The following is a 26,775-nucleotide window of genomic DNA, read 5'->3' as shown; positions in this document are numbered from 1 at the left end:
CAGTTAAGGACACAGAATTATCAGTTTAGGTCATGATGACAAAAAATATGGAGAATGATCTTTTCTAACGAACCTTAAAAAGCTAAATAGCCCAAAAACTATCACAAAAGCATGTCACTAGAGCATTATTTAAATTCAGGCATAAAAAAACGCCCCGAATGGAGCGCCTTTTCACTATAAAGTGATTATGCAGTTACTTTCGCAACAACACCAGCACCTACAGTACGACCACCTTCACGAATCGCAAAACGTAGACCTGGGTCCATTGCGATCGGGTGGATCAATTCTACTGACATTTCTACGTTGTCACCTGGCATAACCATTTCCACGCCTTCTTTCAACTGGATTGCACCAGTGACGTCAGTGGTACGGAAATAGAACTGTGGACGGTAACCATTTAGGAATGGAGTATGACGACCACCTTCTTCTTTAGAAAGTACGTATACTTCTGCGTCAAATTTAGTGTGTGGCTTGATCGCACCTGGCTTAGTCAATACTTGACCACGTTGTACGTCTTCACGCTTAGTACCACGTAACAATACACCACAGTTCTCGCCTGCACGACCTTCGTCAAGCAGTTTACGGAACATTTCAACGCCAGTCACTGTCGTAGTTTGAGTATCACGGATACCCACGATTTCAACTGATTCACCAACTTTAACGATACCTGATTCTACACGGCCAGTTACTACTGTACCACGACCAGAAATTGAGAATACGTCTTCAATTGGCATCAAGAATGCTTTGTCGATTGCACGCTCTGGCTCTGGGATATAAGAGTCAAGTGCAGCAACGAGGTCAAGAACTGATTTCTCGCCGTACTCGCCAGCATCGCCTTCCAACGCTTTAAGCGCAGAACCACGGATTACTGGAGTGTCATCACCTGGGAAGTCATAAGTAGAAAGAAGTTCACGAACTTCCATTTCTACTAGCTCAAGAAGCTCTTCGTCGTCTACTAGGTCGCATTTGTTTAAGAATACGATGATGTAAGGTACACCCACCTGACGTGAAAGAAGGATGTGTTCACGAGTTTGTGGCATTGGACCATCAGTCGCAGCACATACAAGGATCGCACCATCCATCTGAGCAGCACCAGTGATCATGTTTTTAACATAATCGGCGTGGCCTGGGCAGTCTACGTGCGCGTAGTGACGAATTGGAGAATCGTATTCTACGTGTGAAGTATTAATGGTAATACCACGTGCTTTTTCTTCAGGAGCTGAGTCGATTTGTGAGTAATCTTTCGCTTCACCGCCGTAAGTTTTCGCACAGATTGTTGCGATTGCAGCAGTAAGAGTTGTTTTACCATGGTCAACGTGACCAATTGTGCCCACGTTTACGTGTGGTTTATTACGTTCAAACTTAGCCTTAGCCATGAGTTTTTCCTTTATAAACTGCTCATGAGGGTCGCTCATGAGCGCTTGGTTTTTTAACTAAAAATTAGTTTGGGCTTATAGTAATCGAAAGATTACTCGTCGTCACCTTTTTTACCGCCTGACTGGAATTTCGCAATAATGCCTTCCGCCACGTTACGTGGAGTCTCAGCATATTTAGCAAATTCCATTGAGTATGTCGCACGACCTTGAGACATAGAACGCATTTGAGTTGCGTAACCAAACATCTCAGCAAGTGGAACTTCTGCTTTAATGGCTTTTGTTCCACCAGGAAGATCGTCCATACCCTGAACCATACCACGACGACGGTTTAAGTCACCCATGATATCGCCCATGTAGTCTTCTGGAGTTTCTACTTCAACTTTCATGATTGGTTCAAGCAAAATAGGATCTGCTTTCATGAAACCATCACGGAAGGCATAAGAACCTGCCATTTTGAACGACAATTCATCAGAGTCGACATCATGGTAAGAACCATCAAATAATGTCGCTTTGATACCCACAACGGGATAACCAGCCAAGACACCATTCTTCATACGTTCTTGAATACCTTTGTCAACCGCACCAAAGAATTCTTTAGGAACTACACCACCAACAACTTCTTCAGCGAATTCGTATTCTTTACCAGCTTCTTCAACATCAAGCGGCTCAAGACGGACATATACGTGACCGAACTTACCTTTACCACCAGTTTGACGTACGAATTTACCTTCTTGTTCAACTGACTTTTTGATCGTTTCACGGTAAGCAACCATTGGTTTACCAATGTTCGCTTCAACACCGAATTCACGCTTCATACGGTCAACAATGATGTCAAGGTGAAGCTCACCCATACCCGCAATAATCGTTTGACCAGATTCTTCATCTGTACGAACGCGGAATGATGGATCTTCTTTCGCCAAACGACCTAAAGCGATTGACATTTTTTCTTGGTCAGCTTTAGTTTTTGGTTCAACAGCCAAAGAAATTACTGGCTCTGGGAATTCCATACGCTCAAGCGTAATGATGTTTTTCTCATCACACAGTGTATCACCTGTGGTTACGTCTTTAAGACCTACACACGCTGCGATATCACCTGCACGGATTTCATCAAGATCTTGACGTTCGTTCGCATGCATTTGCACGATACGACCAATACGTTCACGCTTAGACTTCACAGGGTTATATACTGGGTCACCTTGTTTAAGGACACCAGAATAAACACGTACGAAAGTCAAGTTACCTACGAATTTGTCATTCATGATTTTGAATGCAAGTGCAGAGAACGGTGCTTCGTCAGATGCTTCACGAGATGCTTTAGTTTCAGCTTTGTCGTCAAGAATACCTTCAATCGCTTTTACTTCTGTTGGAGAAGGTAAGAATTGAATCACAGCATCCAACATACGTTGAACACCTTTGTTCTTGAACGCAGAACCACATAGCATCACCTGAATTTCAGATGCCAATGTACGCGCACGAAGACCAGCGATGATCTCTTCTTTTGAAAGATCACCTTCTTCTAGGTATTTGTCCATTAACTCTTCAGAAGCTTCAGCAGCTGCTTCAACCATGTTGGTACGCCATTCGTTAGCAGTATCAACAAGATCAGCAGGAATCTCGCCGTATTCAAACTTCATACCTTGAGAAGCTTCATCCCAAATGATCGCTTTCATTTCGATCAGGTCAACAACACCTTGGAACGTATCTTCTGCACCAATTGGCACAACGATAGGCACAGGATTACCGCCTAAACGAGTTTTAACTTGTTCCACTGCACGGAAGAAGTTAGCACCAGTACGGTCCATCTTGTTCACAAATGCCAAACGAGGCACTTTATATTTGTTTGCCTGACGCCATACAGTTTCAGACTGAGGTTGTACACCACCAACTGCACAGTAAACCATGCACGCACCATCAAGAACACGCATAGAACGTTCAACTTCGATCGTGAAGTCTACGTGTCCCGGAGTGTCAATTACGTTGATACGGTGTTGTTCGAACTGATTCGCCATACCAGACCAGAAACAAGTCGTAGCAGCAGAAGTAATGGTAATACCACGTTCTTGCTCTTGTTCCATCCAGTCCATTGTTGCTGCACCGTCGTGTACTTCACCAATTTTGTGAGATACACCTGTGTAGAACAAAATACGTTCAGTTGTTGTAGTTTTACCTGCATCGATGTGAGCAGAAATACCGATGTTACGGTAACGGGTAATCGGGGTTTGACGAGCCATGATGACTTACATTCCTAAATATGATGTTTAAAACAGGACGCACCAATACAGGATTGATGCGCGCGAATACTCACAGTGGGGGCAACTTAAATACCCGCAAATCCCCCGCTAGGGTAAAGTGCGATGTTAAATCGAGATGCGGTACGCATGAGTATTCTCCTGATAAGGGACTGTTTTATCCGCTTAGAAACGGTAATGAGAGAAGGCTTTGTTCGCTTCAGCCATACGGTGCACGTCTTCACGTTTTTTGATTGCAGCACCTTTGCCTTCAGCTGCATCAAGCAACTCGCCAGCAAGACGTAAAGCCATAGTTTTTTCAGAACGCTTTGCAGCAGCATCTACTAACCAACGCATCGCTAGGGCAGTACGACGGGATGGGCGCACTTCCATAGGAACTTGATAAGTAGCACCACCAACACGGCGTGCTTTTACTTCGACCATAGGGCGAACTTTTTCAAGCGTAGCTTCAAAAAATTCAACTGGGTCTACTTTATTTTTTTCTTGAACGCGGTCTAAAGCACCGTAAACGATACTTTCTGCAATCGATTTTTTACCGTCTTGCATAACGTGGTTCATAAATTTAGCGATTGTTTGGCTGCTGAATTTTGGATCTGGAAGGATCTCACGAGCAGCGACTACGCGACGTCTTGGCATTTTAAAACTACCTATAAATATGACACTTCAGGGTGATCCAGCAGATTGTGCAAGTGTCATGCACGCTACGCTGGCCTTACTATACGTCGCTTGAATTTCAATTTGAAATCTGGACAAGCGAAACGCTAAAGGATTGCAGCTTGGAACGACTTAAGAATTACTTCTTAGGACGTTTCGCACCGTATTTAGAACGAGACTGGTTACGATCTTTCACACCAGCACAGTCTAAAGAACCGCGAACGGTATGGTAACGTACACCTGGTAAGTCTTTAACACGACCACCACGGATAAGAACAACACTGTGCTCTTGTAGGTTATGACCTTCACCACCGATGTAGCTAGAAACTTCAAAACCAGAAGTTAAGCGAACACGGCAAACCTTACGCATTGCTGAGTTAGGTTTTTTAGGTGTAGTGGTATAAACACGTGTACATACACCACGACGTTGTGGACAAGCCTTCAACGCAGGAACTTTGGATTTTTCAACCAAAGTTGTGCGACCCTTACGGATCAACTGATTTGTTGTTGCCATATGGCAATTCTCCCGTTAATAAAAAACCTCAAAAAGAAAACACCTCTTTTTGAGGGCATACAATTGTAAGCCAAGATATAAAAATGGTCAACATTGGCATGGTTCGCAAATGTTGACCATTTCTGGCATTGCTGCGCTTTTTATTGTTCAGCACCCTAACAGGCTTTGTTTAAGTTTTGATGACAAAAAAACTCTATTCAGCTTTAGGTTTAACGCTACGCTTGCGCTTCGGTTTAGCAACCTCAGCTTCAACATTAGCCTCTATCGCTTCTAATTCAGGTACTGGTGCAGTTTTTTCAGTCAAGGCAGGCTGTTGTTCAGTTTGCTCGTGCGGCTCAACGTATTGTTCAGCCAATGAATGAATACCCTCTTCAACCTTTTGCGCAGAATCCTGCTGTGTTGGTGCAGTCCGAGGCTTACGCGCTTTAACTGTGACTTTCTTTATGCTTGCTGAAGTTGTCGGTACATCAACGCCTTGTTTAATTTCCTGAGTACTAGGTTGCTCTAGTTGCTGAGAAATGGCTTGAGTATTGGGACTGATCAATGAATGCTTAGCTTTTCCAACCTGTTGTTCCAAGGCTAGATATGCATTAAGTGGCGAAATCTGTGCATCAGGATGTTGTAATAAATAATGACGTGCACCACCAAAAATTGCCTGAGATTTTTGCCCAGCATCTTCAATTAGACGCCAACTATAAATGGCACTCACCGTTGCTCCTGCAAGTGGACTTAATTTTCCAATCGCAGAGAATTTGGAAAACCCATTCAACCATTTATACTTAAACTGTCCCTGATCATCAACCAACCATTTTTTCAAAAACTCAGTATCATTAGTTGAACCTAAAAGCTGCTGAAACTGCGATAAATCATGGGTTTGTAGCATATTTTTTAAAGTCTTGATCGCCATGAGCAATGTTTGCTTTTCTGCAACCAATCCCAAATCAATTTCTTTAAAAACAAATTCAACGATGTCCTGCTCTTGTTGTTGGTTCAGTTCAAAACCATGCGCGCGACCTGTCTGATAGATCGTTCTTAACGCCAATGCCAGTGAAAAAGGCACATCAACCGCAGCACCGACTATACCTGTTGCACCACTGACCGCACCTTGGGCAACAGCTAAAATTTTATTTTGTTCAATCAATGCCTGACTGATCCGTTGCGAACGATCAGGGTTATTTTGAAGTTCTTGCAGTGACTTCGCACCTGCCTCTTCCAAAACCTTAGTGGCAGAGCTGGTTTGTTCGGTAAAATCATTTAATCGATCAAATAGATAATCTGAAATTTTTTCATTAATTTCTGGCGATAAAAAACTGGCCACGCTGTAAATGCGATTGTAATGACGACCTAATAATTGCTGTGAGACTTTAGGTAAATGCTGACGCAACATTTGCTGTGGATTTTCGTATTGTTCAACTTCCAATGGATTTTTTACACGCGCGCTTCCATCCACTGTACGTGCCTGATCAACAGCCGTGTTTATTTTTGAAACTGTGCCAGGTGCAACATGACCCAAAGCATTTAAACCACTGGAACTGAGCTTTTTAGCCACTCCAAATGCCGTGCCAAGCAAACTTTGCGATTGATTATTATTAGAATTTGTCATCAAGTACCTCTATGTTTTGATTCTTGCATTTAGTGATAAATACTAGGTGTAGTGTGGACTTATCTCAACTTTAATCTGTTTCTTTTGGTAAAGCATTGTCTCAAATAACCTAGATACCACATGATTTTTGTCTTTGTGCAATGCGCATAAAATTTGCCATAAGAATTGAAAATTCTTTCTGTTATCATGATATCAATCTCAAACATGAGTGACGCAATTCTTCGGGCTTTAATCTCCCTCTATCAATAATGTCGAATTTCGTCGCACTCAAAACCATCACCATATAAGGGATCTGTAGATGAAACGTGTTGTAATCACTGGCATGGGGATTAACTCATGCATCGGTAACTCCTTGGAAGAGGTCACTCATTCACTTCAAAATGGAATCTCTGGGACACGTTTTAACCCATCTTATGCTGAACTCAACTTTAAGAGTCATGTTAGTGCGGCAGCGGAACAAAACTTTGATCATATTGATCGTAAAATTAAACGGTTTATGGGCGTGTGTGCGATGTACGCATACAATGCAGCGGTCGATGCAGTTCAACATGCTGGCTTAAAAGTCGAAGATTTAGCAGGTAATCCGCGTTATGGTATCGCGGGTGGTAGTGGTGGTAACTCAACACATTCTGTGGTTGAAATGGTCGAACTGCTTGAAGAAAAAGGTGCACGTAAAGTCGGGCCTTTCTTCGTACCGCGTAATATGAGTAACACCATCACTGCAAACGTGGGCGTTGCTTTTAAATTGCAAGGCGTGGCTCACTCTATTACCAGTGCATGTGCAACTTCTGCCGATGCGATTGGTTATGCCTTTAACCTGATTCAGCTCGGCAAACAAGATTTAATGCTGGCAGGTGGTGGTGAAGAAGACCACTGGTCACAAAGCCTATTGTTTGATGCCATGGGCGCATTATGTTCAAAATACAATGATACACCTGAAACGGCTTCTCGCCCTTATTCAGCAGACCGTGATGGTTTTGTGATTGCGGGTGGTGGCGGTTTTGTGGTGCTTGAATCCCTTGAACATGCACAGGCACGCGGTGCAAACATTCTTGCTGAAGTCGTGGCTTATGCGGCAAACTCTGACGGAGCAGACATGGTTGCCCCAAGTGGTGAAGGTGCAACCCGTTGTATCCTAATGGCACTAGATGAAGCCAAACAACATGGTGTCGAGAAGATTGACTATGTCAATACACACGGTACTTCGACACCAGCAGGTGACGTGACCGAGCTCAAAGCCATGGAACGCGCATTTGGTGAAGGTCAAGTTCCAGCGATCAGCTCAACTAAATCGATGACAGGTCACAGCTTGGGCGCAGCAGGTGTACAAGAGGCGATTTATTCTGTCCTAATGATGCAAAATGACTTTATTGCACCGAACATTAACGTGACTGAATTGGATGAAGGTGCTAAAGGTTTTGATATCGTACTTGAAAAACGTGATGCAAAACTGAATACTGTCATGAGTAACAGTTTTGGTTTTGGCGGCGTCAACGCCTGCCTCATTTTCAAGAAGTGGGATGCCTAATATCCCACTAGGGATAATCGATGGATGCACCGACTGATGCTTTCCTTTGGGTAAAAGCATTACATATCATAGCTGTAGTATGCTGGTTCGCGGCACTGTTTTATTTGCCGCGTCTCTATGTCTATCACGCCATGAGCGAAGACACGATTAGTCATCAACGCTTTGAAGTGATGGAGCGCAAACTATATCGGGGAATTATGTGGCCTTCCATGATTGCCACTTTAATTACTGCTCACTTTCTGGTGGACTGGGGTGATGCAACACAGCATTATCATCAAGCAGTATGGTTTTATCTCAAGGTTGCTTTAGTTGCACTTTTAGTGATTTATCATTTTGTCTGTGGTTACTATCGCAAAAAACTGATTGGCAATGCGCATTATAAATCACATAAGTTCTGGCGGTTTTTTAATGAAATGCCAACTCTGATTTTATTTGCCGTTGTCATTTTAGTGGTGGTTAAACCGCAATTTTAAAATAGACCATACGCGTCGAAAGCCTCAGTTGACCTGAGGCTTTTTTGTGATCCATTTCTGTCTAATCTTATGATTTAAAGGCCTAGAATAATATTTTTCAATTAACCAACTGAGCGTAAATGTTGTCACTAAAAAGATTAGCAGCAACATGATTTTCTGATCGGGCAAGGTGGTTTTAGGAAAATACAAAACTTTGATCAATCCCAAAATAACCAAATGAAATAAATACATTTCGTAGCTGCGCTGTCCAATCCATATCATGATTTTTGAAAAAATGGAAAGATGATGAGCTTGTGATTGTTGAGCAAAACAGAAAATCAAGATTGCTGTTAATAACACAAATACAGTCACACTCCATGTACTCACTTCTTTGATGGGGGCATAGAGATATAACATGCTCATCAAAAAAACCGACACAGGAATTATCCATTTCATCTGGACAGCTTGGATCGAAAATTTCTGAGCAAACAAAGCCGTTAAACAGCCAATCGCAATACCATCAAAACTGGAGAAATAATGATAAAGATATGCCCCACTTTCTTCACCATAATGCAGTGAACGGAAATATGGTGCATAGGCAACAATCAATACAAGAAATAAAACAAAGGCTTTGCCTCTAGCCAATGTTAAACATAACAATGGAAATGCGAGATAAAAAACCTCTTCAACAGAAAGTGACCATAATACGCCAAGCGCATAATTGACCCAGCCATATTCAATAATCAGGATATTCATCCAGAAGGTAAAGGCTGCAAAAACCGTCAAGCCATAAGTAACTTCAATACTATTCGGTGTTTGGTTTAAAAATGGCTGGAGTCCTAAGCACCCCAAGATGGTCACCATCACAACGAGCAGCACCAGACAAGGAATAATCCGTGCCACACGGCGAATATAGAAATTTTTAAGCTGTATCTGCGCAAGGCTACCGTTTCTTTGTAAGGTATGTTGGGTAATTAAAAACCCCGAAATGACAAAAAACATCGTCACACCATAATTACCATTGCGGGCAATTAAAGTAGTTAAAGGCTCTCCAAACACTGAAACGCCTAGCCATGTATCATGTAACTTATAAGGAATATTAAAATGATGCAGTAACACCAAAAGAATAGAAACACCTCTTAAGATGTCAATTTTATAATTTCGCATAAGTTTCAAATTGGTTCAGCCAACGGAATCATCCATTGGGTCTAGCAAAAAATAGATCAACGGATTCGTTTTTTATTGGGTTGGATAGACTAAGAAACCAAGTGCTTGCGCCTGAGCCAATTGTTTCTGATCGATACTAAATATTGCAACTTTACCATCTGGCGCACCACACATCTGAGGTCGCATCATGCCATCATGTCCAACAGATTCGGCATAGACGTGGATATGTTTTGTCTGCAATTGTTGTTTCAATACTGAAATAGCCAAACCTTGCTGTTCGCACTGTTTCCCTTGAAGTGATTTAGCCACCTGTACCCGCTTGCCAGAATCAGCGTTTGGAAATGCATGGCAAGCCGCCAAACCCGATATTAACACAGTGCTTAGGACTAAATTTTTCAACATGAGTACTCCCTGATACTTATGACTTATTATTGGGAAATCATCATAAAATAAAGTCTAACCAGATGCTGTTCGGATTTGGTATTTATCCATTCAGGTCAATAGATCAAGTAATTGCTTAAAACTTTTGATTTTATATTTGGGCGCTGCCAAATTAAGTTCTTGTTCGGAACCATAACCATACTCAACCGCAACAGTTTCAATGCCATGACGACGTGCCCCCAAAATATCATGTTCACGATCCCCGACCATTAAACATTCAGCGGGATTTAATTGTTCTTTTTCGAGTATGTAGGCGATCAAATCGCCTTTATTGGTTCGCTCACCTGTCAACTCACTTCCATAAGGATGGGTGAAATATTGTAATAATTCAAAATGTTCTAAAATACGCACCGCATAGACATGCGGCTTTGCAGTAGCTAAATACAATTGATAGCCTTGATTTTTAAGTGTCTTCAAAGTCTCAATGACATCGGGATAGAGTTCATTTTCAAATAACCCTGTCACTGCAAAACGCTCACGATACCCTAATAAAGCCTGTTCAGCCAAATCATGAGTTACATCAACATTGATCAGTTTGGCGAGTGAAGCTTTCAGAGGCGGCCCAATGATCCAGTCAATATTTTCATGATCGGCAATTGGAAAGCCCACTTTATTTAAACCATAACGCGCTGAAGTGGTAATTCCGACTCTTGGGTCGGTCAATGTTCCATCTAAATCAATCAAAATATTTTTTACTGCGTTCACAAATGATACTCAAATCAGCTACAGGCGAATTCCCATCAGAATCCGATTAAAAATAGGGTCGAGACTTTACTCAAACTTGCCTATACTAACGCAAATCAAATCGTTTAAGGATAATAACTGTGCGCCCAACCGTACTTTGTTTCTCTGGTCTCGATCCTTCTGGCGGTGCAGGATTACAAGCCGATATTGAAGCCATCGGACAAAGTGGTGCACATGCTGCCATTGCCTGTACAGCACTGACCATCCAAAACTCACAACAGGTTTTTGGCTTTGAAGCCACATCTAAAGAATTGTTACTCGCCCAAGCCAATGCTGTGGTTGAAGACTTACCCATTAAATGCGTCAAATCTGGCATGTTAGGCACAACAGATAATATCGCGGCACTTGCGCAATTTTTACGTGAGCATCCAGATTATCTTTATGTACTTGATCCTGTTTTAGTCGCTAACAGTGGTGGTTCTTTAGGAGATCAGGCTACTTTGGTTCAGGCTTTTGTTGAACTGATTCCACTTGCCACAATTTTAACGCCAAATACAGTCGAATTACGCGCTTTAACAGGACTGGATAACTTAGAAGCAGCGACCCAAAAATTATTTGAAATGGGTGCAAAAGCAGTTTTGGTTAAAGGCGGTCATGAAGACACACCTGACTATATTCGCAATATTTTATATATGAATGGTGAACGTATAGCTGAAAGCACTTGTCCACGTTTGGAAGGCGAATATCATGGTTCAGGTTGTTCTCTGGCAAGTTATATTTCAGGTCGTCTAGCATTGGGTGATGATTTGAAAATTGCAGTACAACATGCCGAAGTTTGGCTATTTGGCGTGTTAAAAAATGCTGAAACGCCTGTTCCAAATGGGCAAAAGATTCCAAAACGATTTTAAAATTTAGATAAAAAAACAGCGCATGTTAATGATATGCGCTGCTTTTTATTTAGACGGCTTGTTTATTGCGGAATACGCAACACCTGACCTGGATAAATATCATCAGCATCCTTTAAAAGAGGCTTATTGGCTTCAAATATTTTATTGTACTGGTTTGGATCACCATAATATTCTTTTGAAATTTTCGATAAATTATCGCCAGATTTCACCGTATAAAATTTACTTTCAGGTTCTGGCGTTTCAACCGTCATCTGATCATCCACTTTGGCAACATGATCAATATTACCCACAGCCAATACAATTTTCTCCTTGTCTGCTTGGCTCTTGACCTTACCCTGAATCGTCGCCAAATCTGTGGTGCTGTTATAGTTCACCACCAAACCTTCTACCGGTAAACCTAAACTTTTAATATGCGCCAAAAGCTGATTTGCAATCTCTTGTGCTGTCGGTTCAGCAGGCGTTGCAGCGGGTTGTTCAGTTTTTGCCTGATTTTTCTTACCGATACCTTTTACGAAATCAAAAAGACCCATGATTGTCTCCTGTAATGATTATTGTCATCATGAAATAAATTTAAAGCCCTTATAGTTATACTCAAAAAATATCTCGATTTTGGTATATGTTCACTTCAATCAAGTAACAGTATGTAATTTATTTCACCAAATTTTTTAGGATCAGTTGTTATTGAACAATTTAAATTTTAGCTCAGCCATAAAAAAACCACCTTGCGGTGGCTTTTATCAACACTGATCCATTAACCTAATTTCTTGGTTACATAATCAATTGCTGATTGAACAGTTGTGATTTCGTTAGAATCTTCATCAGGAATGGTGATGTCGAAGTCATTTTCGAAAGACATAACAAGTTCAACTAGATCAAGAGAGTCAGCACCCAAATCATCCATGAAAGATGCTTCGTTTTTGATCTCTTCAACTTTCATACCAAGTTGTTCTGCAACTGCTTGCTTAACACGTTGTTCGATATCGCTCACAGGAATTCTCCTCATTGCTTGTGGCGTTTTTAATTGCCGTTAGTTTAATTGAATATTGAATATTTTAAAAGTTTATCCATCAGCCTTAAGCCATGTATAAACCACCATTTACATGTAATACCGTACCAGTAATGTAACTTGCTTTATCAGAAGCGAGGAAACTTACTGCATTTGCGATATCTTGTGGTTCGCCAAGACGACCCAGCGCAACCTGATCACTCATTTTTTTACGAAGATCTTCGCTTAAGCTATCTGTCATTTCAGTTGCGATAAAACCGGGTGCAACACTGTTTACCGTAATCTGGCGACTACCCATTTCCTTGGCAAGACTGCGGCTAAATGCCTCAATGCCTGCTTTGGCTGCTGAGTAGTTGGCTTGACCCGGATTCGCAAAGTGTGCAACCACTGAACTGACATTGATAATACGTCCAAAACGGGCTTTGGTCATGCCTTTTAGCACACGTTTCGATAAACGATATACCGCTTTTAAATGAATATTTAAAATGTCGTCCCAGTCATCTTCTGACATACGCAATAATAAATTATCGCGTGTAATCCCTGCATTATTGACCAATACCAACACTGGGCCATAGTTTTGTTCGATGTTTGAAACAACGGCTTCAATCTGATCCAGATGACGAACATCTAACGCCAAACCTACACCCTGCTCACCAAACTGCTCTGTTAACTTTTGAGCACCTGATTCACTCGTTGCTGTACCTACGACAAAAAAACCGTCTTGAAGAAGTTGTTGTGCAATTGCCGCGCCAATACCTCGGCTGGCACCTGTCACCAAAGCAACTTTACGTTGTTGTGTCATGCAATTTTTCCTTCCGCCACTAAAACTGCGTTTAGGGCATCTTCCATACGACCTTTGGTATCGATCGCAAATGCTTTTTCAATATTTGGCAAACGTTTCGCAAGGTTACTCAGCACTGCACCCGGACCACATTCCACCACATACTGAATCCCTTGATCTTGAAGGTATTGCATGGTGCGTGTCCATTGTACTGACTGATACAATTGAGCCGTGAGTGCCTGACGCAATTGAGCAACATCGGTCGCGATTGCCGCGTTGACATTTTGTATTACAGGTATATGAGGTAGCTCAATGGCAGTTTGTTCCAATGCTGCTGCGAATTGTTCTGCCGCAGGTTTCATCAATGAACAATGTGACGGTACAGACACAGGCAAAGCAATGGCTTTACCAGATTGCTCTTTGGCAAGCGCCATAACATCATTCACCAATGCAGTCGAGCCCGCGATCACCACTTGACCTTGTGCATTGTAATTTGCAGCTTCAACCGAACCCTGTCCAGATGCAGATACGCTTTGGCAGAGCTCTAGCACTTTCTCGTCAGGCAATCCCAAAATTGCAGCCATGGCGCCTTGACCTTGTGGAACAGCACTTTGCATCAATTTACCGCGTAAATTGACCAATTTCACTGCATCAGCAAGGCTTAATGCTTGTGCTGCAACCAATGCACTGTATTCACCCAGTGAGTGTCCTGCCAAATATTTAGGTGCAATACCACCCAAATCTAGCCATACACGCCATAAAGCAATACTCGCAGTGAGTAATACAGGCTGAGTATTTTCAGTCTGATCAAGACCTTCACCACTTTGCGCAATCTGCCATAAATCAAAACCAATTGCTTCTGAAGCTTCAGCAAAAGTCTCTTGCACACCACTAAACTGTTCAGCAAGTTCAGCGAGCATGCCGACTTTTTGTGATCCCTGACCTGGGAACAAAAATGCAGTTTTGGTTGCTTGAGCCACTTGCTCGAGTCGTTTAGCAGACATATAAAAATCCTTTACTTCGTCTTAGCTCGTTTCCGAGGCGGAAATTTAACACTTATTGAATCAATTGATAATTGCGAAAAGCAACAAAAAAAGGGAGCTTTCGCTCCCATTTTTTCTACACTTAAGCATCACGCTTTTATGCAAATTGGTTCAATTATTCAGCATCAGCTGCTTTAGCGAATAATTGACGACCACGGTAAAAACCATCTTTAGTCACGTGGTGACGACGATGAGTTTCACCTGTAGTTTGGTCTACAGTTAATGCATTCTCGGTTAAAGCGTCATGTGAACGGCGCATGTCACGGCGAGAGCGACTTTTACGGTTTTGCTGAACGGCCATGATGGCTCCTTACAAAGATCGAAAAAATGGATCAGAACAAATTCAGTTGTCTTAACTCAACATAATAACACAAATTGTGTTATGAATTAAGTTTGCCTTTCAAACCTGCCAAAACGTCAAACGGATTATCACGTTTTTCTTCGACAACATTCTCAACGGCTGGTTGATGCTTATGCTCACAAGACACATGCTTAGGAGATAAAGGCATCAACAATAACAGTTCATCTTCTATGAGTGACAGCAAATCAACAGTGGCAGGAGTGGAAAAATCACCCTTTGTTGAAGATTCACTTTCGCCCAAGACGATGAAATCAGCATCCTCATCCAAGCGCTCTATCAGTGACTCATCATCAACCAGTGCGAGACGGAAATCTGAAACAAGAAAAATTTCCACAGGCTCCAGACAACGCTGACATTCCAGTGGAACTTTTGTTTCAACATGACCATCAAACCACACAACGCGATGATACGCATCCATTGATAGCTTACAGTCTATAGAGATCAATTGATCATTAATTGATCCAACAGCTTCACGAGCAATACGAGCAAAGCGAGACAATGGCAGTGTTCCTGACCATGTAAAGCCCTGTTCAGCCCATTTAAACGGCTCAATCTGTGCCGGAAAGGTATTTGCTGACATAATTAAGGCGGCAATTCTACAAATTCATCGGTACTCTGTCAAAGATTAAGATACAATTTTGTACTAATTTAGACAGAACTCATGGTAACACAGCAATGCACCTGTTGCAGCCGCAACCTGAAGTAACAACTTCATCACTTGTTAGCACCCATTCAACCCATCAGTCTGCCCTGTCGTCTAATACAGTGCAACTCTCACCGTGGCAAAGCCTACAAACAGAACACGATCAGGTTGATTGGCTTATTTTACACTTTAATCACTGGTTTTCCCATCAAAATGTGACGTTGGTCAAAGGAGATTTTGAACCCGAATATTTTCCTGCGCAAAATCAAGCACCCGCTAGAATTCAGTTTGCTCATGGTTTTTTTAATAGTGCCTTACACGAAATTAGTCACTGGACGATTGCAGGGGCAAAACGACGTTTATTGCCTGATTTAGGCTATTGGTATGCGCCAGATGGTCGAACGCTTGAACAGCAACAGCTTTTTGAACAAGTCGAAATTAAACCGCAAGCAATTGAGTGGTTCTTTGCTCAAGCTTTTGGTCGCAAATTTCGAGTATCTTTAGACAATTTAACAGGTGAAGGTGGCGACGGAACATCGTTTAAAGATCGTGTGTTTACTCAGGTACAGGCTTATTTTTCAGGTAAAGCAACATTACCATCTGATGCAGCGTATTTTATTCAATGTATTTGCAGCTGTACTCGTGACGGTAAAATTTTACAATCTGATGAATTTAAACGTGAATTACTTGATTAAATCTGCTTTTAATTACATAACCGCAACTTCTCATCACGTACTGAATCTATTCAATGTGATTAAATAAACGCTGTAATCAGATTCTTTTCGTCTTTGTTTAATCCCTGTTTATTTTTCTTTTCAGGGGAGAAATAAAAGGACTGATGACAGAAATCTATTGGATAGAAGTGACACTTTACAACAATAACATTTGACTCAGGAGGATCCAGATATGTTGCATTTGCATATTCATCCAGAAAATCCACAAGCCCGATTGATTACTCAGGCCGTTGAACGTATCCGTGCAGGCGAAGTAGTAGTCTATCCAACCGATGCCGCCTATGCGATTGGTTGTCAGATTGGCAATAAAAACGCAATGGAGCGTATTGCGCAAATTCGTGGACTTGGCCCAAAACATCAATATGCGATTATGTGTTGCGATTTATCAGATATTGCCACCTATGCCAAAGTCGATAATGCCATGTATCGTTTATTGAAAAATAATACGCCAGCAATCACCACTTTTATCTTGCCAGCCACCAGCGAAGTTCCAAAGCGGTTAATGCACCCCAAAAAGAAAACTATCGGGTTACGTATTCCAACTAATCCTATCTGTCAGGCATTGTTACAAGAATTAGGTGAACCCATTTTGACCAGTACCCTGATCCTGCCTGGTCAGGAAGATCCATTGGATGATCCTTATGATATTGAAAATCAATTATCTAAGCGGATTGATGTGTTTATCGATGGGGGATTTGGCACATTAACCACTACCAGTATTGTAGATTTGTCTGGAGATCATCCTGAGGTTGTTCGTCAAGGCGCGGGTGATGTGAGTGCGTTTGAGTAATCATTCATAGCCATCTATAAAGGACGAAATTGTTCAATCACATCATTTAAACGTTGTTTTTGCTTGGCACGTTCATCAAAGTTATCAGGGCTTAGCCAGACATCATAGGCAGATTTCAATTCAGACCATTCCTCGTCAATGATTGAAAACCATGCTGTATTGCGGTTACGTCCTTTTGTTACTCGATCTTGGCGAAATAGTCCTTCAAAATAAAATCCAAAGCGTAATGCCGCACGTTTTGAAGGCTCATTCAAGTCATCACACTTCCATTCGATTCGTCTAAAATTGTAATCAAAACACTGTTTAAGCAATAAAAAGACAGCTTCTGTAGCAGCGGTTGTATGTTTTAAGCGATGTGAAAAATACACGTTGCCAATTTCAATAGCAGCATGCGCTAAACGTGGATTGAGCAATGCGATCCAACCCACAACGTCATCATTCATCTTAATCAGATAATGATAAGAAGGATGAAACCCAAATACATTTTGCAGGGCATGCTTCAACTCATCGCGACTTTGAAAGCCCTCATAGGGTAAATATGTCCAACACCGTGCATCTGGTTCAGTGCTAATCGTTTGCCAAAGTTGCTCTAGCTCCAAATCATTTGGACAGGTATCAGAAAGAGGAAGTAATTCCACAAATTGTCCTGTTAATTTTTCATATTGATAACTTACAGGTAATAATTGTTGTACCTGAAATCCAACAGGTTGTTGGTACGAATTTAAGTTTGATTTTAAATAATTTTTCATTTTAATTATGCCCTAAGTCTAGTCTATTGATCCGACCACATTTCTAAACAAAATAACACTATCACAAAACCTTGAGCGTATTTAGGTATAAAATAGTGTTTATTTATTTATGGTTTTAATGCTTTTAACAATTTATTAAAGTCTGAATTTCCATTAGAATAAAACCCATTCTAATCTCCTTCTCTTTATGGCATTTATGCTCAATATGTCTAAAGTGACTCATGCTTTTGAAAATTCGCGTGGCCTATAACTGTAATGAACCAAGCTTTGAATCATTCATCGGAAGCTTTGCCGCAGATTCGCGTATTGGACGAATGGCAAGATGTTATTCCTGAAGATTTATATATTCCGCCTGCTGCTTTTGAAATTTTACTCGAACATTTCGAGGGACCTCTCGACTTTCTGATTTACCTGATTCAAAAAAATGGTTTTGATTTATTACAACTCGATATTGCCCCTATTGCGACTCAATACCTTTCTTATATGGATGCAATGAAGTCTCTCAATATTGAATTGACCGCAGATTATATGGTCATGGCAGCGTTGTTGGCTGATCTTAAATCACGATTACTCCTTCCTAAACCCACATCAATCACTTTAGAAAAAGATCCTAAACAGGAATTAATTGATCGTTTAGAAACCTATTTGCGTATTAAGCAAGCTGCCGAATGTTTAGGACAGTTTACAGTACTAGATCGGGATACTTTTAGCCCGAATGTCGGCTTAGGTCATACAGCACCTGTGTATGAAGGATATGATGTCGAAAGCTTACGCGATGCACTGTTTTGTGTATTTAATCGACCTGAACCTGTCATGCATACGGTTGAACAAGAACCAGTTTTACTTGAAGAACGTATTGCATTTATTCAGAAAAAAGTTAGCTCTGGATCTGTTTTAGTATTTGAGGAATTATTAAATCCAGTACAGGGTCGGATGGGCATGGTTGTGACCTTTATGGCTGTATTGGAACTGACACGCCAACAAATAATTAGAATTGTTAGCACAGGTATTGATGCGCCACTCTCGATTCAGGGAGCGCAGCTATGACTCTCGATCAACAATTGGCGATGTCACCTGAAGACATGCATCATGATGTGTTATTGCAAATTGAAGCGATTTTATTTGCCAGTGATGCACCAGTGTCACTTGCACGATTAAAACAAGCCTTTCAGGATCAATATAATAAACCGCAATTACGTCAGTTTTTACAACAGCTTGCTGTCTTACAACATGGGCGATCTATTGAACTGATTGAAACTGCTCAAGGCTTTCGGTTTCAGGTTCGATCAAAATATCGTAATATAATCACACAAGTTTGGCCTGAACGCCCAACCAAGCTCTCACCGTCATTGCTCGAAACCATTGCCGTGATCGCCTATCATCAGCCAGTCACGCGCGCGGATATTGAACAGATTCGTGGTGTTACCAACAATAGTCAGATTTTGCGCACATTATTTGACTGGAACTGGATTAAAGAATCGGGTTTTAGAGATTTACCCGGAAGACCTGCGTTGTTGATTACAACGCCCCAATTTTTGAACGCTTTTGGCCTAGCATCTTTAGGTCAATTGCCTCCCCTACAGGATGCCAAGGAAGCTTTCATGACACTGGATGCAAATGCAGCCAAGTCTTGAATAGGTGAACTGTTGACAATTAATTCTAAGGTTGTGCTGTCATGAGTGAAAAGTTGCAAAAAGTATTAGCGCGAATCGGTCTCGGTTCACGTCGATATATGGAAGAGGTTATTGCCGCAGGTCGCGTCAGTGTAAATGGTCAGATTGCGCAGGTAGGCGAACGAATCGAACCAGGTGATGAATTACGTATTGATGGTCGTAAAGTTCAGTTTCAAGTCGAAGATGAAATTCGTCGTCGTGTCCTGATTTATTACAAACCTGAAGGTGAAATCTGTTCCCGCAACGACCCTGAACAGCGTCCAACTGTGTTTGAGCATCTCCCTCAAATTGCCAATGATCGCTGGGTCATGGTAGGCCGTCTGGACATAAATAGTACAGGTTTATTGCTTTTTACAAATGATGGTGAACTTGCCAATCGTTTAATGCATCCTTCCAATGAAGTTGAACGTGAATATGCAGTTCGTGTCATGGGTGAGGTTACTCCGCAAATCCGTCAGACCCTTTTAAATGGTGTAGTACTGGATGATGGCCCTGCCAAATTCGAGTCATTTTCAGAGCTCGGTGGTGATGGGATCAACCGTTGGTATCAGGTTGTGGTTAAAGAAGGACGTAACCGCGAAGTCCGTCGTTTATTTGAATCACAAGGTTTAAAAGTCAGCCGTTTGTTGCGTACCCGTTATGGCACTGTAATTTTGCCACGTGAACTGCGCACTGGCCGCTGGATGGAACTAGATAAAGCAGATATTGATAACCTAACCAAACTAGTTGAACTCAAGCCACGCCAAGGTACTGGTCTGTATGGTATGGCCAAACGTCGTACTGAACGTATGGTGGAAAAACCGCTTGCTGCACGTCGTGGTGGTTATTTACGTCAACAAAAACGTGATACTGACGATCAAACTGAAAGCCAATCCAAACCATTTACTCAACGTAAAAGCTTAGGTCAAAATAAAACGTTTAAAAAGTTTTAATCCAAAATCTCAATGAAATGAAAGAGCCCAAGATTGGGCTCTTTTCGTTTTATGATAATTTTTTTCATGATTGTGACCATATTATAAACATATACATCCGTATATAATTAAAACAAAATGAAACAATCCAACAACAATAGGTTCATGATGATGAAAAAAATATCTTACCTCACAATCGCAATATCTTTAGCCGCTTTAGCTGGCTGTGGGGGTGGTGGATCAGGTGATTCTGGGATGACTGCTGGTGGGAACACATCGAATAATGGATCAGGAGATACTAAATTAAAATGTGATCGTGGTATTTTACTTAACTCCAATTTAACAGCTAAATCTATTTTTGATGATAAACTATATATTCTCGATCATAATTATAGCGATGATCAATCTCACACAGGGCAATTATATGCATCCGAAATTACCCGCGATAATCAAATGCTATATGCCAATTACAAACCAATATATAATATAACTCTTGATTTTTTAAATGAAGATGAAAAATATAATTACCAAGATAGCTATATTTTAAATTCATCTGGATTATTTAAACAAAGTTCATACAAATTACAAAACAAAGGATGGCCTATCCTTTACCTTAACTCATCTAATAATCTAAATTTTACAGTTTCAACATTCAATGATACCTGTAGTTTACAAGCTGAAAAGATAACTTATTCTTTCAAGAAAATTGATTTATCTGGAAAAAAAATAGCAGATATCTTACCTTCTAATATATCTGGGAATATTTCTTGGGAAACTGAATTTGTTTTTACAACACGTGAAATTGCCTATATCCTCAAAGATAAACCTGATTCTCTACAAGCCTTACTAAACAGTAATGCAACATTTCCGCAAGGATCGATTGTTTACATTCCAATATCGGGAATTTATGATGATAACCAAATTACATTCTCAGACAGTGATGTAAAAGAATATAGAAGTCTAGATGAGTGGTTGAGCGCAACATATCCACAATCTTCGTTTAAACACAAAAAAGCTAAAATTTCTGGTTTGAATGTAATTTATAGTGTTGATTCAAATGATAATCCATTGTATGGCGCTGATGATCCAGCCATTGAAATGAATGGAAAAATATACGATGGTGAATGGTATATTAAAGGAGATATTTTTTCATCAAATTATGGTTTAGCCACGAACAATCAATATGGACATGTCAATCATGAGCTTCCAAATGATTACGTGTTTTTCAATAAATCTAGTTATGATTTTATTTCCAGTCAAATCCAAACCTATTATAAATAATGTGATCTAAATTATTTATCAAAAAAGGCTTTATCTTTCTGATAAAGCCTTTTTGCTATATAAGCGATTATTATAATTTTGGAATATCAATCCATTTTACTTCCGGAAAATTTTGTTTTAAATAGTTCTGTAAATATTGTGCGGTATCTTTTGAAATGAGTTCATCCTGAGATTCATCATTCAGATTATAGGCAAGTGCATAAAGCGATAAACCTCGTTGTTTTAAAGCTTCCAGACTGAGTAAAGTATGATTAATACTACCCAAACGCCCAGAACTGACCAAAATTACAGGCAACTTTTTTTGTTCGATATAATCTATGGTGAGCAGTTCTGTCGTTAAGGGAACCATTAACCCACCTGCCCCTTCCAATAACACCACATCAAAACGCTGTTGTAAAATTTGAGTCGCTTTTTCAATCTTATCAAAATCAATGTCTCGACCATCAAGTTGTGTCGCCAAATGCGGCGAAGCAGGATAACTAAAAATTTCAGGCATAGTCAATTTTTCATGATCTTCTGGCAACCAGCCTATCCCCATAATGTCACGATGCTTTTCGATATCCTCAGAAACATCCACATTTCCAGTCTGAATCAATTTTTGGGTAATGGTCGACTGCCCTTGTGTGTTCCAGAGTTTCGCCAGATAACCTGTGGCATAGGTTTTTCCAATTCCCGTATCAATCCCACTGACAAAATAAACTAAGCCACTCATGCTGTTCTCCGTGCAATACAATAAATGGGATGATAGGTCAAAGAATACTGCTGATTTTCTAGCTGAAACTGTTGATAACGTTGATAAAATTCAGTAAGTGATTGTTTTGTCCAACGTTGTTGCTGTACAGATGCCCCAGTCACACCCGTCGCTTTAAGGTGTTTGAGTACCGCTTTGGGGGTTTCAAACTGCATATATAAAGATTGTTGGCTTAGCTCAACAATCTCAAAGTTTAATTGTTCAAGCTGTTGCCGCCAGTCATTGATCGACCAGTATTCTAAACCTTGCCCAGTAAGCTGTTTAATCTCAGTAAAATTATCAGGGCCAAAGGTGGAAAAACATAACCAGCCTTGTGCCTTTAGCGCCGTATGACAACGCGCCAAAAGTTTAGGTAAGTCATTGATCCACTGAAGGGCTGAACTCGACACGATTGCATCTAAATCTGCGGGCAAATCCAGTGTTTCAATATCCCCAATCATCCATTGGATCGGTAAATGATCCTGAAAATGTTGCTGCACTTGTGGATACAAATCATTTAAATACCATTGTTCAATTTGAAAATTATTCGCCAATTGATGGGTTAAATTGCCTGATCCACAGCCAATTTCCAAAACATGTGCTAAATTTTCAGGACAATGGTTTTGCATCAGTTGGCATAAATGCTGGCTGATTTGTTTTTGAATAATCGCTTGTTCCGTATAGCTTTGCCCCGCTTTGGCAAAGCGCTGGGCAATCAGGGATTTATTGAGATTCACAAACACGCTACCAATCGTTCTAGATCATCAGACTGAATCAGTGATGTTAATGAAATTCTGAGCCGTGCGCTATGCTGTGGCACAGTGGGAGGACGAACGGGCATCGCATAAAAACCATGTTGCTGTACGCTTTGAGATTTTTCTACTGCTGTTTGGCTTGCTCCGACAATAATTGGAATAATCTGGCTCGTGGACGGGCTACTGTAGCCTCTGGCCACAATTGCAGCTTGTAAATCCTGACTGATCCTGTGCAAATGTAAGCGTTCGCTCTTAGCTGCCATGACTTTCTTAAAGATAAAATCCGACCATGCAATATTGATCGGCGGCAAAGCGGTACTAAAAATCAAAGGCCGCATGGTATTGATTAAATAGCTGCGAATTATTCGATCACACATCAGATAGCCGCCCACTGATGCACAGGCTTTTCCAAAGGTACCGACCAGTAAATCAATATCAGCCATCACGTTATATTGCTCGGCACAACCCAAGCCCTGCTCACCGCGAACACCGATCGCATGTGCTTCATCCACATACAACATGACTTTATCAAAACCATGCTTGATTTGAACCAATGCAGCCAAATCAGTTTCATCACCATCCATGCTAAAAATACTTTCAGTCACCACAATAATGCGTTCAATGTCGACATCATCATGATATTTTTCAAGCAATTGAGTGAGATGCTGTAGATCATTATGCCGATAACGTACATATTTGGCAGAGGATAAGCGAATGCCATCAATCATACTGGCATGTACCAGTTTATCCGCTAAAATCAGCGTTTTACCATCACTTAAAGCGGGTAAAATCCCGATATTCATATGATAGCCACTATTAAATAATAACGCTGCACGACCTAAAAATGCCTGACTTAAATTCGCTTCAAACTGTTCATATTCCTCAAAATTACCTGTCAACAAGCGTGAAGAAGACGAACTAAAATAACGGCGCTGAATGGGTTGCTGATCTAAAAACTCTTCGCGAAGCTGAGTGTTGGCAGCCAAGCCCAAATAATCATTAGAGGAAAGATTAAGCATCTTTCTTCCTGCAATCTCAATATAAGCGCCGTGTTGCTCATTGGCGGTAAACTGGCGTAAATTTCCAGTTTGTTTAAGCTGATCAAGCTGCTGTTGATAATGATCAAGCAATGCCATGTTGCACCTCAGCTTGCATGTGTTGCACGACTTGAATGAGTTGTTGTAGTAAGAAATTTAACTCATCTTTGGAAATGACATACGGCGGCATCACATACACCAATTTTCCAAAAGGCCTCACCCAGATCCCACGCTCAACAAATTGTTGTTGTAGGGTTTTCATATCCACATTGAACTTGAGCTCCACCACACCAATCGCCCCCAAAATTCGTACATCGGCAACATATTCTAATTCGGACAATATTTGTAATTGTTGTAATTGTTCAGAAATCCGTTGAATATTATCCTGCCAATCTTGTTCAAGTAAAAGTTGCGTACTTCTGAGTGCTACCGCGCAGGCCAAAGGATTTGCCATAAAGGTTGGGCCATGCATAAATACTCCTGCTTCACCGGCACTAATGGTTTCAGCGACCTGCCTAGTCGTAAGTGTGGCTGATAAAGTCATATAACCGCCTGTCAGTCCTTTACCAATACACATAATATCGGGCTCAACCTGTGCATGTTCCCACGCAAACAGTTTTCCAGTACGACCAAAGCCTGTGGCAATTTCATCAAAAATCAGCAGTAACTGATATTGGTCGCACAACTTGCGGAGCTGTTTTAAATATTCTGGATGATAAAAGCGCATACCACCCGCGCCCTGTACAATCGGTTCAATAATAAATGCAGCTAACTCATGATGATGCAGTTTTAAGATTTGCTCCACTTCATCAAGTTCATGCGGATTCCATTCACCATCAAAACGACTTTGCGGCTCAGACACAAAAATACGTTGCGATAAACTATTTCCAAAAATCTGATGCATGCCCGTGACAGGATCACAAACCGACATGGCATTCCATGTATCGCCATGATAGCCAGAACGTGTCGTAATAAAATTAGTCTTTTGTTTGAGGGTTGTGTCCGATTCGACTTTTGATGACCCTGCTTTTGATGACCAATACTGAACCGCCATTTTCATGGCGACTTCCACCGCAACTGAACCTGAGTCGGCATAAAAAATTTTATCCAGACTGGGCGGCGTGATTTTGAGTAGTAATTTTCCCAGTTCAATTGCAGGCTCATGGGTGAGACCACCAAACATGATATGTGCCATATGGTCGAGTTGACGCGTCACAGCAAGATCGAGTTCAGGATGATGATAACCATGAATTGCACACCACCATGAAGACATGCCATCAATCAACTGACGACCATCTTCAAGTTCAATGGTTACGCCATAGGCACGTTTGACTTTAAAGGTAGGCAATGGATGAAGCATGGAGGTATAAGGATGCCAGATATGCTCCAAATCAAACTGATCACTCATCCATTGACTCCATTGATGTACCTTTTCAATATGAAACTACATATTAAACGTGCAGACTTTGAAAATATATTGCGATAAACACCATTTCGTTTAAAGCTTAAACTGATGATTCAATAAATTTCGTAATTTCATCGCAAGTTTTTTCGACCTGAATAAATGGAAAACTATGTGCAGCATTTTTAAGTGTTACAATCTGAATTGATTTTGCATTAATCTTCTGCATATCTTGCACAATTTCGCGAGGAACTAGCGCATCATAATCTGCAAAGAGATGAAGCTGCCGACCTGTATAATTTTTTAAGATTTCAACCAGATTAAATTGTTCTAGTATCGCTAAACCTTGTTTTAATAGCGACATGGGCTGCGCATGCAACATGGTTTGCATCGTATTAAAATCAGATTTAGCTGTTTCAACACCTTTGGTCACCAACAAACCAAAACGCTTTAGAATCGTAATCGGATCATGCTCAAAAGACTGCTTAAACTGATGAAAATCATCTACCGACATCGCATGTCGCCAATTTTCATGTGCTACAAAACTTGGATTAGAGGCCATCGTAATTAAAGTCTTGTTTTGACCTGTCTTAAGAGCAACGTCATGCACCAAGCGCATGGCTAACTCGCCCCCCAATGACCATCCTGCAATTACATCAAATTTGATAGCTTGTTCTACCTGTTGCGCTAAAACCTGCTCATCTAGCGCATTAAAAATATTACTGAGTTCAACGGTATAGTCTTGTTGTTCAAGTAACTGTTTTAAGGGGTTTAATAGCTTTTCACCGCCACCCCATCCTGTAATGAGAAGAATACGTTGTTTCAATGTCTTACTCTGTGCCTTTCATTTGAAAAAGTATAACCATTTTTATTCGGTGATTTGATTGCGGGGTTGCTCATTATTGTCCAGATCAAGTAACAAATTTGCAGGAATCACTTTTTCCCAACAGTCTCGTTTAAATTGTTGATGAACTTGATCAATCTCAAAAGGACTGGTTTTAGCCATTTGTTGCGCTTTAACTAAATCGACGGCTCGCATATAAGCAATTAAATAATCCTGCCCTTCGATCTGAACATGAAACCATGATTCAACTGTAACACCTTCGGCTTGAAGCGTTTCAATCGCTTCAACTTTGCGCTGCTCAAACTGTTGTTGCCATGTTTTAACCTTTGACCATGTATTGGGTTTTAATTTAATCAGTGCTGCGCCAACGTCCATTGATCTTCTTTCACTTTATTTATTTTGATTGATCTAATATGCATAGACGGAATCACAAAAGCAAAAATTTCTTAGTACATTTCA

At 40.8% G+C, this 26,775-nt stretch carries 30 protein-coding genes; 9 read left to right on the top strand and 21 right to left on the bottom strand.

All coding sequences use genetic code 11. The features are described 5' to 3' along the window. Positions 1-185: 185 nt before the first annotated feature. The 5 genes from tuf to I6L31_RS13730 form a co-directional block, all read right to left on the bottom strand. The gene (gene tuf, locus I6L31_RS13750; RefSeq protein WP_004991043.1) at positions 186-1,376 is read right to left on the bottom strand and encodes an elongation factor Tu; all 1,191 of its coding nucleotides are present in this window, start codon (positions 1,374-1,376) and stop codon (positions 186-188) included. A 92-nt stretch (positions 1,377-1,468) separates the two neighbouring features. Further along, entirely contained in the window at positions 1,469-3,607 is a 2,139-nt protein-coding gene (gene fusA, locus I6L31_RS13745) for an elongation factor G (protein ID WP_005002791.1), read from the bottom strand. A gap of 183 nt (positions 3,608-3,790) precedes the next feature. Further along, positions 3,791-4,261, bottom strand: a complete 471-nt coding sequence (rpsG, locus tag I6L31_RS13740) for a 30S ribosomal protein S7 (RefSeq protein WP_004901967.1) — start codon at positions 4,259-4,261, stop codon at positions 3,791-3,793. A gap of 157 nt (positions 4,262-4,418) precedes the next feature. Then, complete coding sequence (gene rpsL, locus I6L31_RS13735; RefSeq protein ID WP_000246374.1) at positions 4,419-4,793, bottom strand: 30S ribosomal protein S12; 375 nt, start codon at positions 4,791-4,793, stop codon at positions 4,419-4,421. Between the two features lie 193 nt (positions 4,794-4,986). After that, a complete protein-coding gene (locus tag I6L31_RS13730; protein ID WP_005002789.1) occupies positions 4,987-6,396 on the bottom strand; it encodes an EcsC family protein in 1,410 nt (469 codons plus the stop codon). Positions 6,397-6,694: 298 nt separating this feature from the next. Between I6L31_RS13730 and I6L31_RS13725 the strand changes: the two genes are divergently transcribed. Together I6L31_RS13725 and hemJ are read left to right on the top strand one after the other, a co-directional pair. After that, complete coding sequence (locus I6L31_RS13725; protein ID WP_004991050.1) at positions 6,695-7,924, top strand: beta-ketoacyl synthase N-terminal-like domain-containing protein; 1,230 nt, start codon at positions 6,695-6,697, stop codon at positions 7,922-7,924. A 20-nt stretch (positions 7,925-7,944) separates the two neighbouring features. Then, positions 7,945-8,397, top strand: a complete 453-nt coding sequence (gene hemJ / locus I6L31_RS13720) for a protoporphyrinogen oxidase HemJ (RefSeq protein WP_004991052.1) — start codon at positions 7,945-7,947, stop codon at positions 8,395-8,397. A 24-nt stretch (positions 8,398-8,421) separates the two neighbouring features. On the opposite strand, the gene I6L31_RS13715 is transcribed toward hemJ, so the two are convergent. The 3 genes from I6L31_RS13715 to I6L31_RS13705 form a co-directional block, all read right to left on the bottom strand. Further along, the gene (locus I6L31_RS13715) at positions 8,422-9,543 is read right to left on the bottom strand and encodes an acyltransferase family protein (RefSeq protein WP_005002788.1); all 1,122 of its coding nucleotides are present in this window, start codon (positions 9,541-9,543) and stop codon (positions 8,422-8,424) included. 72 nt (positions 9,544-9,615) lie between these two features. Beyond that, positions 9,616-9,945, bottom strand: a complete 330-nt coding sequence (locus tag I6L31_RS13710; protein ID WP_005002787.1) for a hypothetical protein — start codon at positions 9,943-9,945, stop codon at positions 9,616-9,618. A 90-nt stretch (positions 9,946-10,035) separates the two neighbouring features. After that, the gene (locus I6L31_RS13705) at positions 10,036-10,689 is read right to left on the bottom strand and encodes an HAD-IA family hydrolase (RefSeq protein ID WP_004991061.1); all 654 of its coding nucleotides are present in this window, start codon (positions 10,687-10,689) and stop codon (positions 10,036-10,038) included. A gap of 119 nt (positions 10,690-10,808) precedes the next feature. On the opposite strand from I6L31_RS13705, the gene I6L31_RS13700 reads away from it, so the two are divergent. Further along, positions 10,809-11,576: a hydroxymethylpyrimidine/phosphomethylpyrimidine kinase gene (locus tag I6L31_RS13700; RefSeq protein ID WP_005002783.1), complete on the top strand. Its 768-nt coding sequence runs from the start codon at positions 10,809-10,811 to the stop codon at positions 11,574-11,576. Positions 11,577-11,638: 62 nt separating this feature from the next. On the opposite strand, the gene lysM is transcribed toward I6L31_RS13700, so the two are convergent. The 6 genes from lysM to I6L31_RS13670 form a co-directional block, all read right to left on the bottom strand. Beyond that, positions 11,639-12,106, bottom strand: a complete 468-nt coding sequence (gene lysM, locus I6L31_RS13695) for a peptidoglycan-binding protein LysM (RefSeq protein WP_004991076.1) — start codon at positions 12,104-12,106, stop codon at positions 11,639-11,641. 221 nt (positions 12,107-12,327) lie between these two features. After that, on the bottom strand, positions 12,328-12,564 hold the full coding sequence (gene acpP, locus I6L31_RS13690) for an acyl carrier protein (protein ID WP_004991077.1): 237 nt from the start codon (positions 12,562-12,564) through the stop codon (positions 12,328-12,330). Positions 12,565-12,649: 85 nt separating this feature from the next. After that, on the bottom strand, positions 12,650-13,384 hold the full coding sequence (fabG, locus tag I6L31_RS13685) for a 3-oxoacyl-ACP reductase FabG (protein WP_004991091.1): 735 nt from the start codon (positions 13,382-13,384) through the stop codon (positions 12,650-12,652). Beyond that, a complete protein-coding gene (fabD, locus tag I6L31_RS13680; protein WP_005002781.1) occupies positions 13,381-14,367 on the bottom strand; it encodes an ACP S-malonyltransferase in 987 nt (328 codons plus the stop codon). Before fabD ends, fabG begins: the two co-directional genes overlap by 4 nt. A 154-nt stretch (positions 14,368-14,521) precedes the next feature. Continuing rightward, complete coding sequence (rpmF, locus tag I6L31_RS13675; protein ID WP_004723964.1) at positions 14,522-14,707, bottom strand: 50S ribosomal protein L32; 186 nt, start codon at positions 14,705-14,707, stop codon at positions 14,522-14,524. Between the two features lie 79 nt (positions 14,708-14,786). Continuing rightward, positions 14,787-15,347, bottom strand: a complete 561-nt coding sequence (locus I6L31_RS13670) for a YceD family protein (protein ID WP_005002778.1) — start codon at positions 15,345-15,347, stop codon at positions 14,787-14,789. Positions 15,348-15,442: 95 nt separating this feature from the next. Between I6L31_RS13670 and I6L31_RS13665 the strand changes: the two genes are divergently transcribed. Continuing rightward, on the top strand, positions 15,443-16,105 hold the full coding sequence (locus I6L31_RS13665) for an elongation factor P hydroxylase (protein WP_005002776.1): 663 nt from the start codon (positions 15,443-15,445) through the stop codon (positions 16,103-16,105). Between the two features lie 211 nt (positions 16,106-16,316). Further along, on the top strand, positions 16,317-16,934 hold the full coding sequence (locus I6L31_RS13660; RefSeq protein WP_005002775.1) for an L-threonylcarbamoyladenylate synthase: 618 nt from the start codon (positions 16,317-16,319) through the stop codon (positions 16,932-16,934). 14 nt (positions 16,935-16,948) lie between these two features. Here I6L31_RS13660 and I6L31_RS13655 read toward each other — a convergent pair whose 3' ends face one another. Next, a complete protein-coding gene (locus I6L31_RS13655; RefSeq protein ID WP_005002774.1) occupies positions 16,949-17,683 on the bottom strand; it encodes a GNAT family N-acetyltransferase in 735 nt (244 codons plus the stop codon). A 255-nt stretch (positions 17,684-17,938) separates the two neighbouring features. Here I6L31_RS13655 and I6L31_RS13650 point away from each other — a divergent pair, with 255 nt between their 5' ends. From I6L31_RS13650 to I6L31_RS13635, 4 genes are all read left to right on the top strand, one after another. Beyond that, positions 17,939-18,730: a segregation and condensation protein A gene (locus tag I6L31_RS13650; RefSeq protein WP_005002771.1), complete on the top strand. Its 792-nt coding sequence runs from the start codon at positions 17,939-17,941 to the stop codon at positions 18,728-18,730. Continuing rightward, a complete protein-coding gene (gene scpB, locus I6L31_RS13645; RefSeq protein ID WP_004995886.1) occupies positions 18,727-19,317 on the top strand; it encodes an SMC-Scp complex subunit ScpB in 591 nt (196 codons plus the stop codon). The genes I6L31_RS13650 and scpB overlap by 4 nt, the downstream gene beginning before the upstream one ends. Positions 19,318-19,358: 41 nt before the next feature. Continuing rightward, complete coding sequence (gene rluB / locus I6L31_RS13640; RefSeq protein ID WP_004991112.1) at positions 19,359-20,288, top strand: 23S rRNA pseudouridine(2605) synthase RluB; 930 nt, start codon at positions 19,359-19,361, stop codon at positions 20,286-20,288. A gap of 144 nt (positions 20,289-20,432) precedes the next feature. Then, a complete protein-coding gene (locus tag I6L31_RS13635) occupies positions 20,433-21,548 on the top strand; it encodes a hypothetical protein (protein WP_228738691.1) in 1,116 nt (371 codons plus the stop codon). Positions 21,549-21,618: 70 nt separating this feature from the next. On the opposite strand, the gene bioD is transcribed toward I6L31_RS13635, so the two are convergent. The 6 genes from bioD to I6L31_RS13605 all read right to left on the bottom strand — a co-directional run bounded on the left by bioD (position 21,619) and on the right by I6L31_RS13605 (position 26,691). After that, positions 21,619-22,260, bottom strand: a complete 642-nt coding sequence (gene bioD / locus I6L31_RS13630) for a dethiobiotin synthase (protein ID WP_005002765.1) — start codon at positions 22,258-22,260, stop codon at positions 21,619-21,621. After that, on the bottom strand, positions 22,257-23,015 hold the full coding sequence (gene bioC / locus I6L31_RS13625) for a malonyl-ACP O-methyltransferase BioC (RefSeq protein ID WP_005002762.1): 759 nt from the start codon (positions 23,013-23,015) through the stop codon (positions 22,257-22,259). Before bioC ends, bioD begins: the two co-directional genes overlap by 4 nt. Next, complete coding sequence (locus I6L31_RS13620; RefSeq protein ID WP_005002760.1) at positions 23,012-24,169, bottom strand: 8-amino-7-oxononanoate synthase; 1,158 nt, start codon at positions 24,167-24,169, stop codon at positions 23,012-23,014. The genes bioC and I6L31_RS13620 overlap by 4 nt, the downstream gene beginning before the upstream one ends. After that, on the bottom strand, positions 24,156-25,478 hold the full coding sequence (gene bioA, locus I6L31_RS13615; RefSeq protein WP_005002757.1) for an adenosylmethionine--8-amino-7-oxononanoate transaminase: 1,323 nt from the start codon (positions 25,476-25,478) through the stop codon (positions 24,156-24,158). The genes I6L31_RS13620 and bioA overlap by 14 nt, the downstream gene beginning before the upstream one ends. A 97-nt stretch (positions 25,479-25,575) precedes the next feature. Continuing rightward, positions 25,576-26,298 carry an alpha/beta hydrolase family protein gene (locus I6L31_RS13610; RefSeq protein ID WP_004991122.1) on the bottom strand — a complete coding sequence of 241 codons (723 nt, stop codon included), beginning with the start codon at positions 26,296-26,298 and terminating at the stop codon, positions 25,576-25,578. 42 nt (positions 26,299-26,340) lie between these two features. Beyond that, positions 26,341-26,691 carry a DUF6176 family protein gene (locus I6L31_RS13605; protein WP_004991123.1) on the bottom strand — a complete coding sequence of 117 codons (351 nt, stop codon included), beginning with the start codon at positions 26,689-26,691 and terminating at the stop codon, positions 26,341-26,343. Positions 26,692-26,775: the final 84 nt, after the last annotated feature.

The sequence above is a fragment of the Acinetobacter septicus genome, assembly GCF_019355975.1.
In the GTDB taxonomy this organism is placed as follows: domain Bacteria; phylum Pseudomonadota; class Gammaproteobacteria; order Pseudomonadales; family Moraxellaceae; genus Acinetobacter; species Acinetobacter ursingii.
Note: the sequence above shows the minus strand (reverse complement) of the source record. Positions and strands in the feature narration are given on the sequence as shown.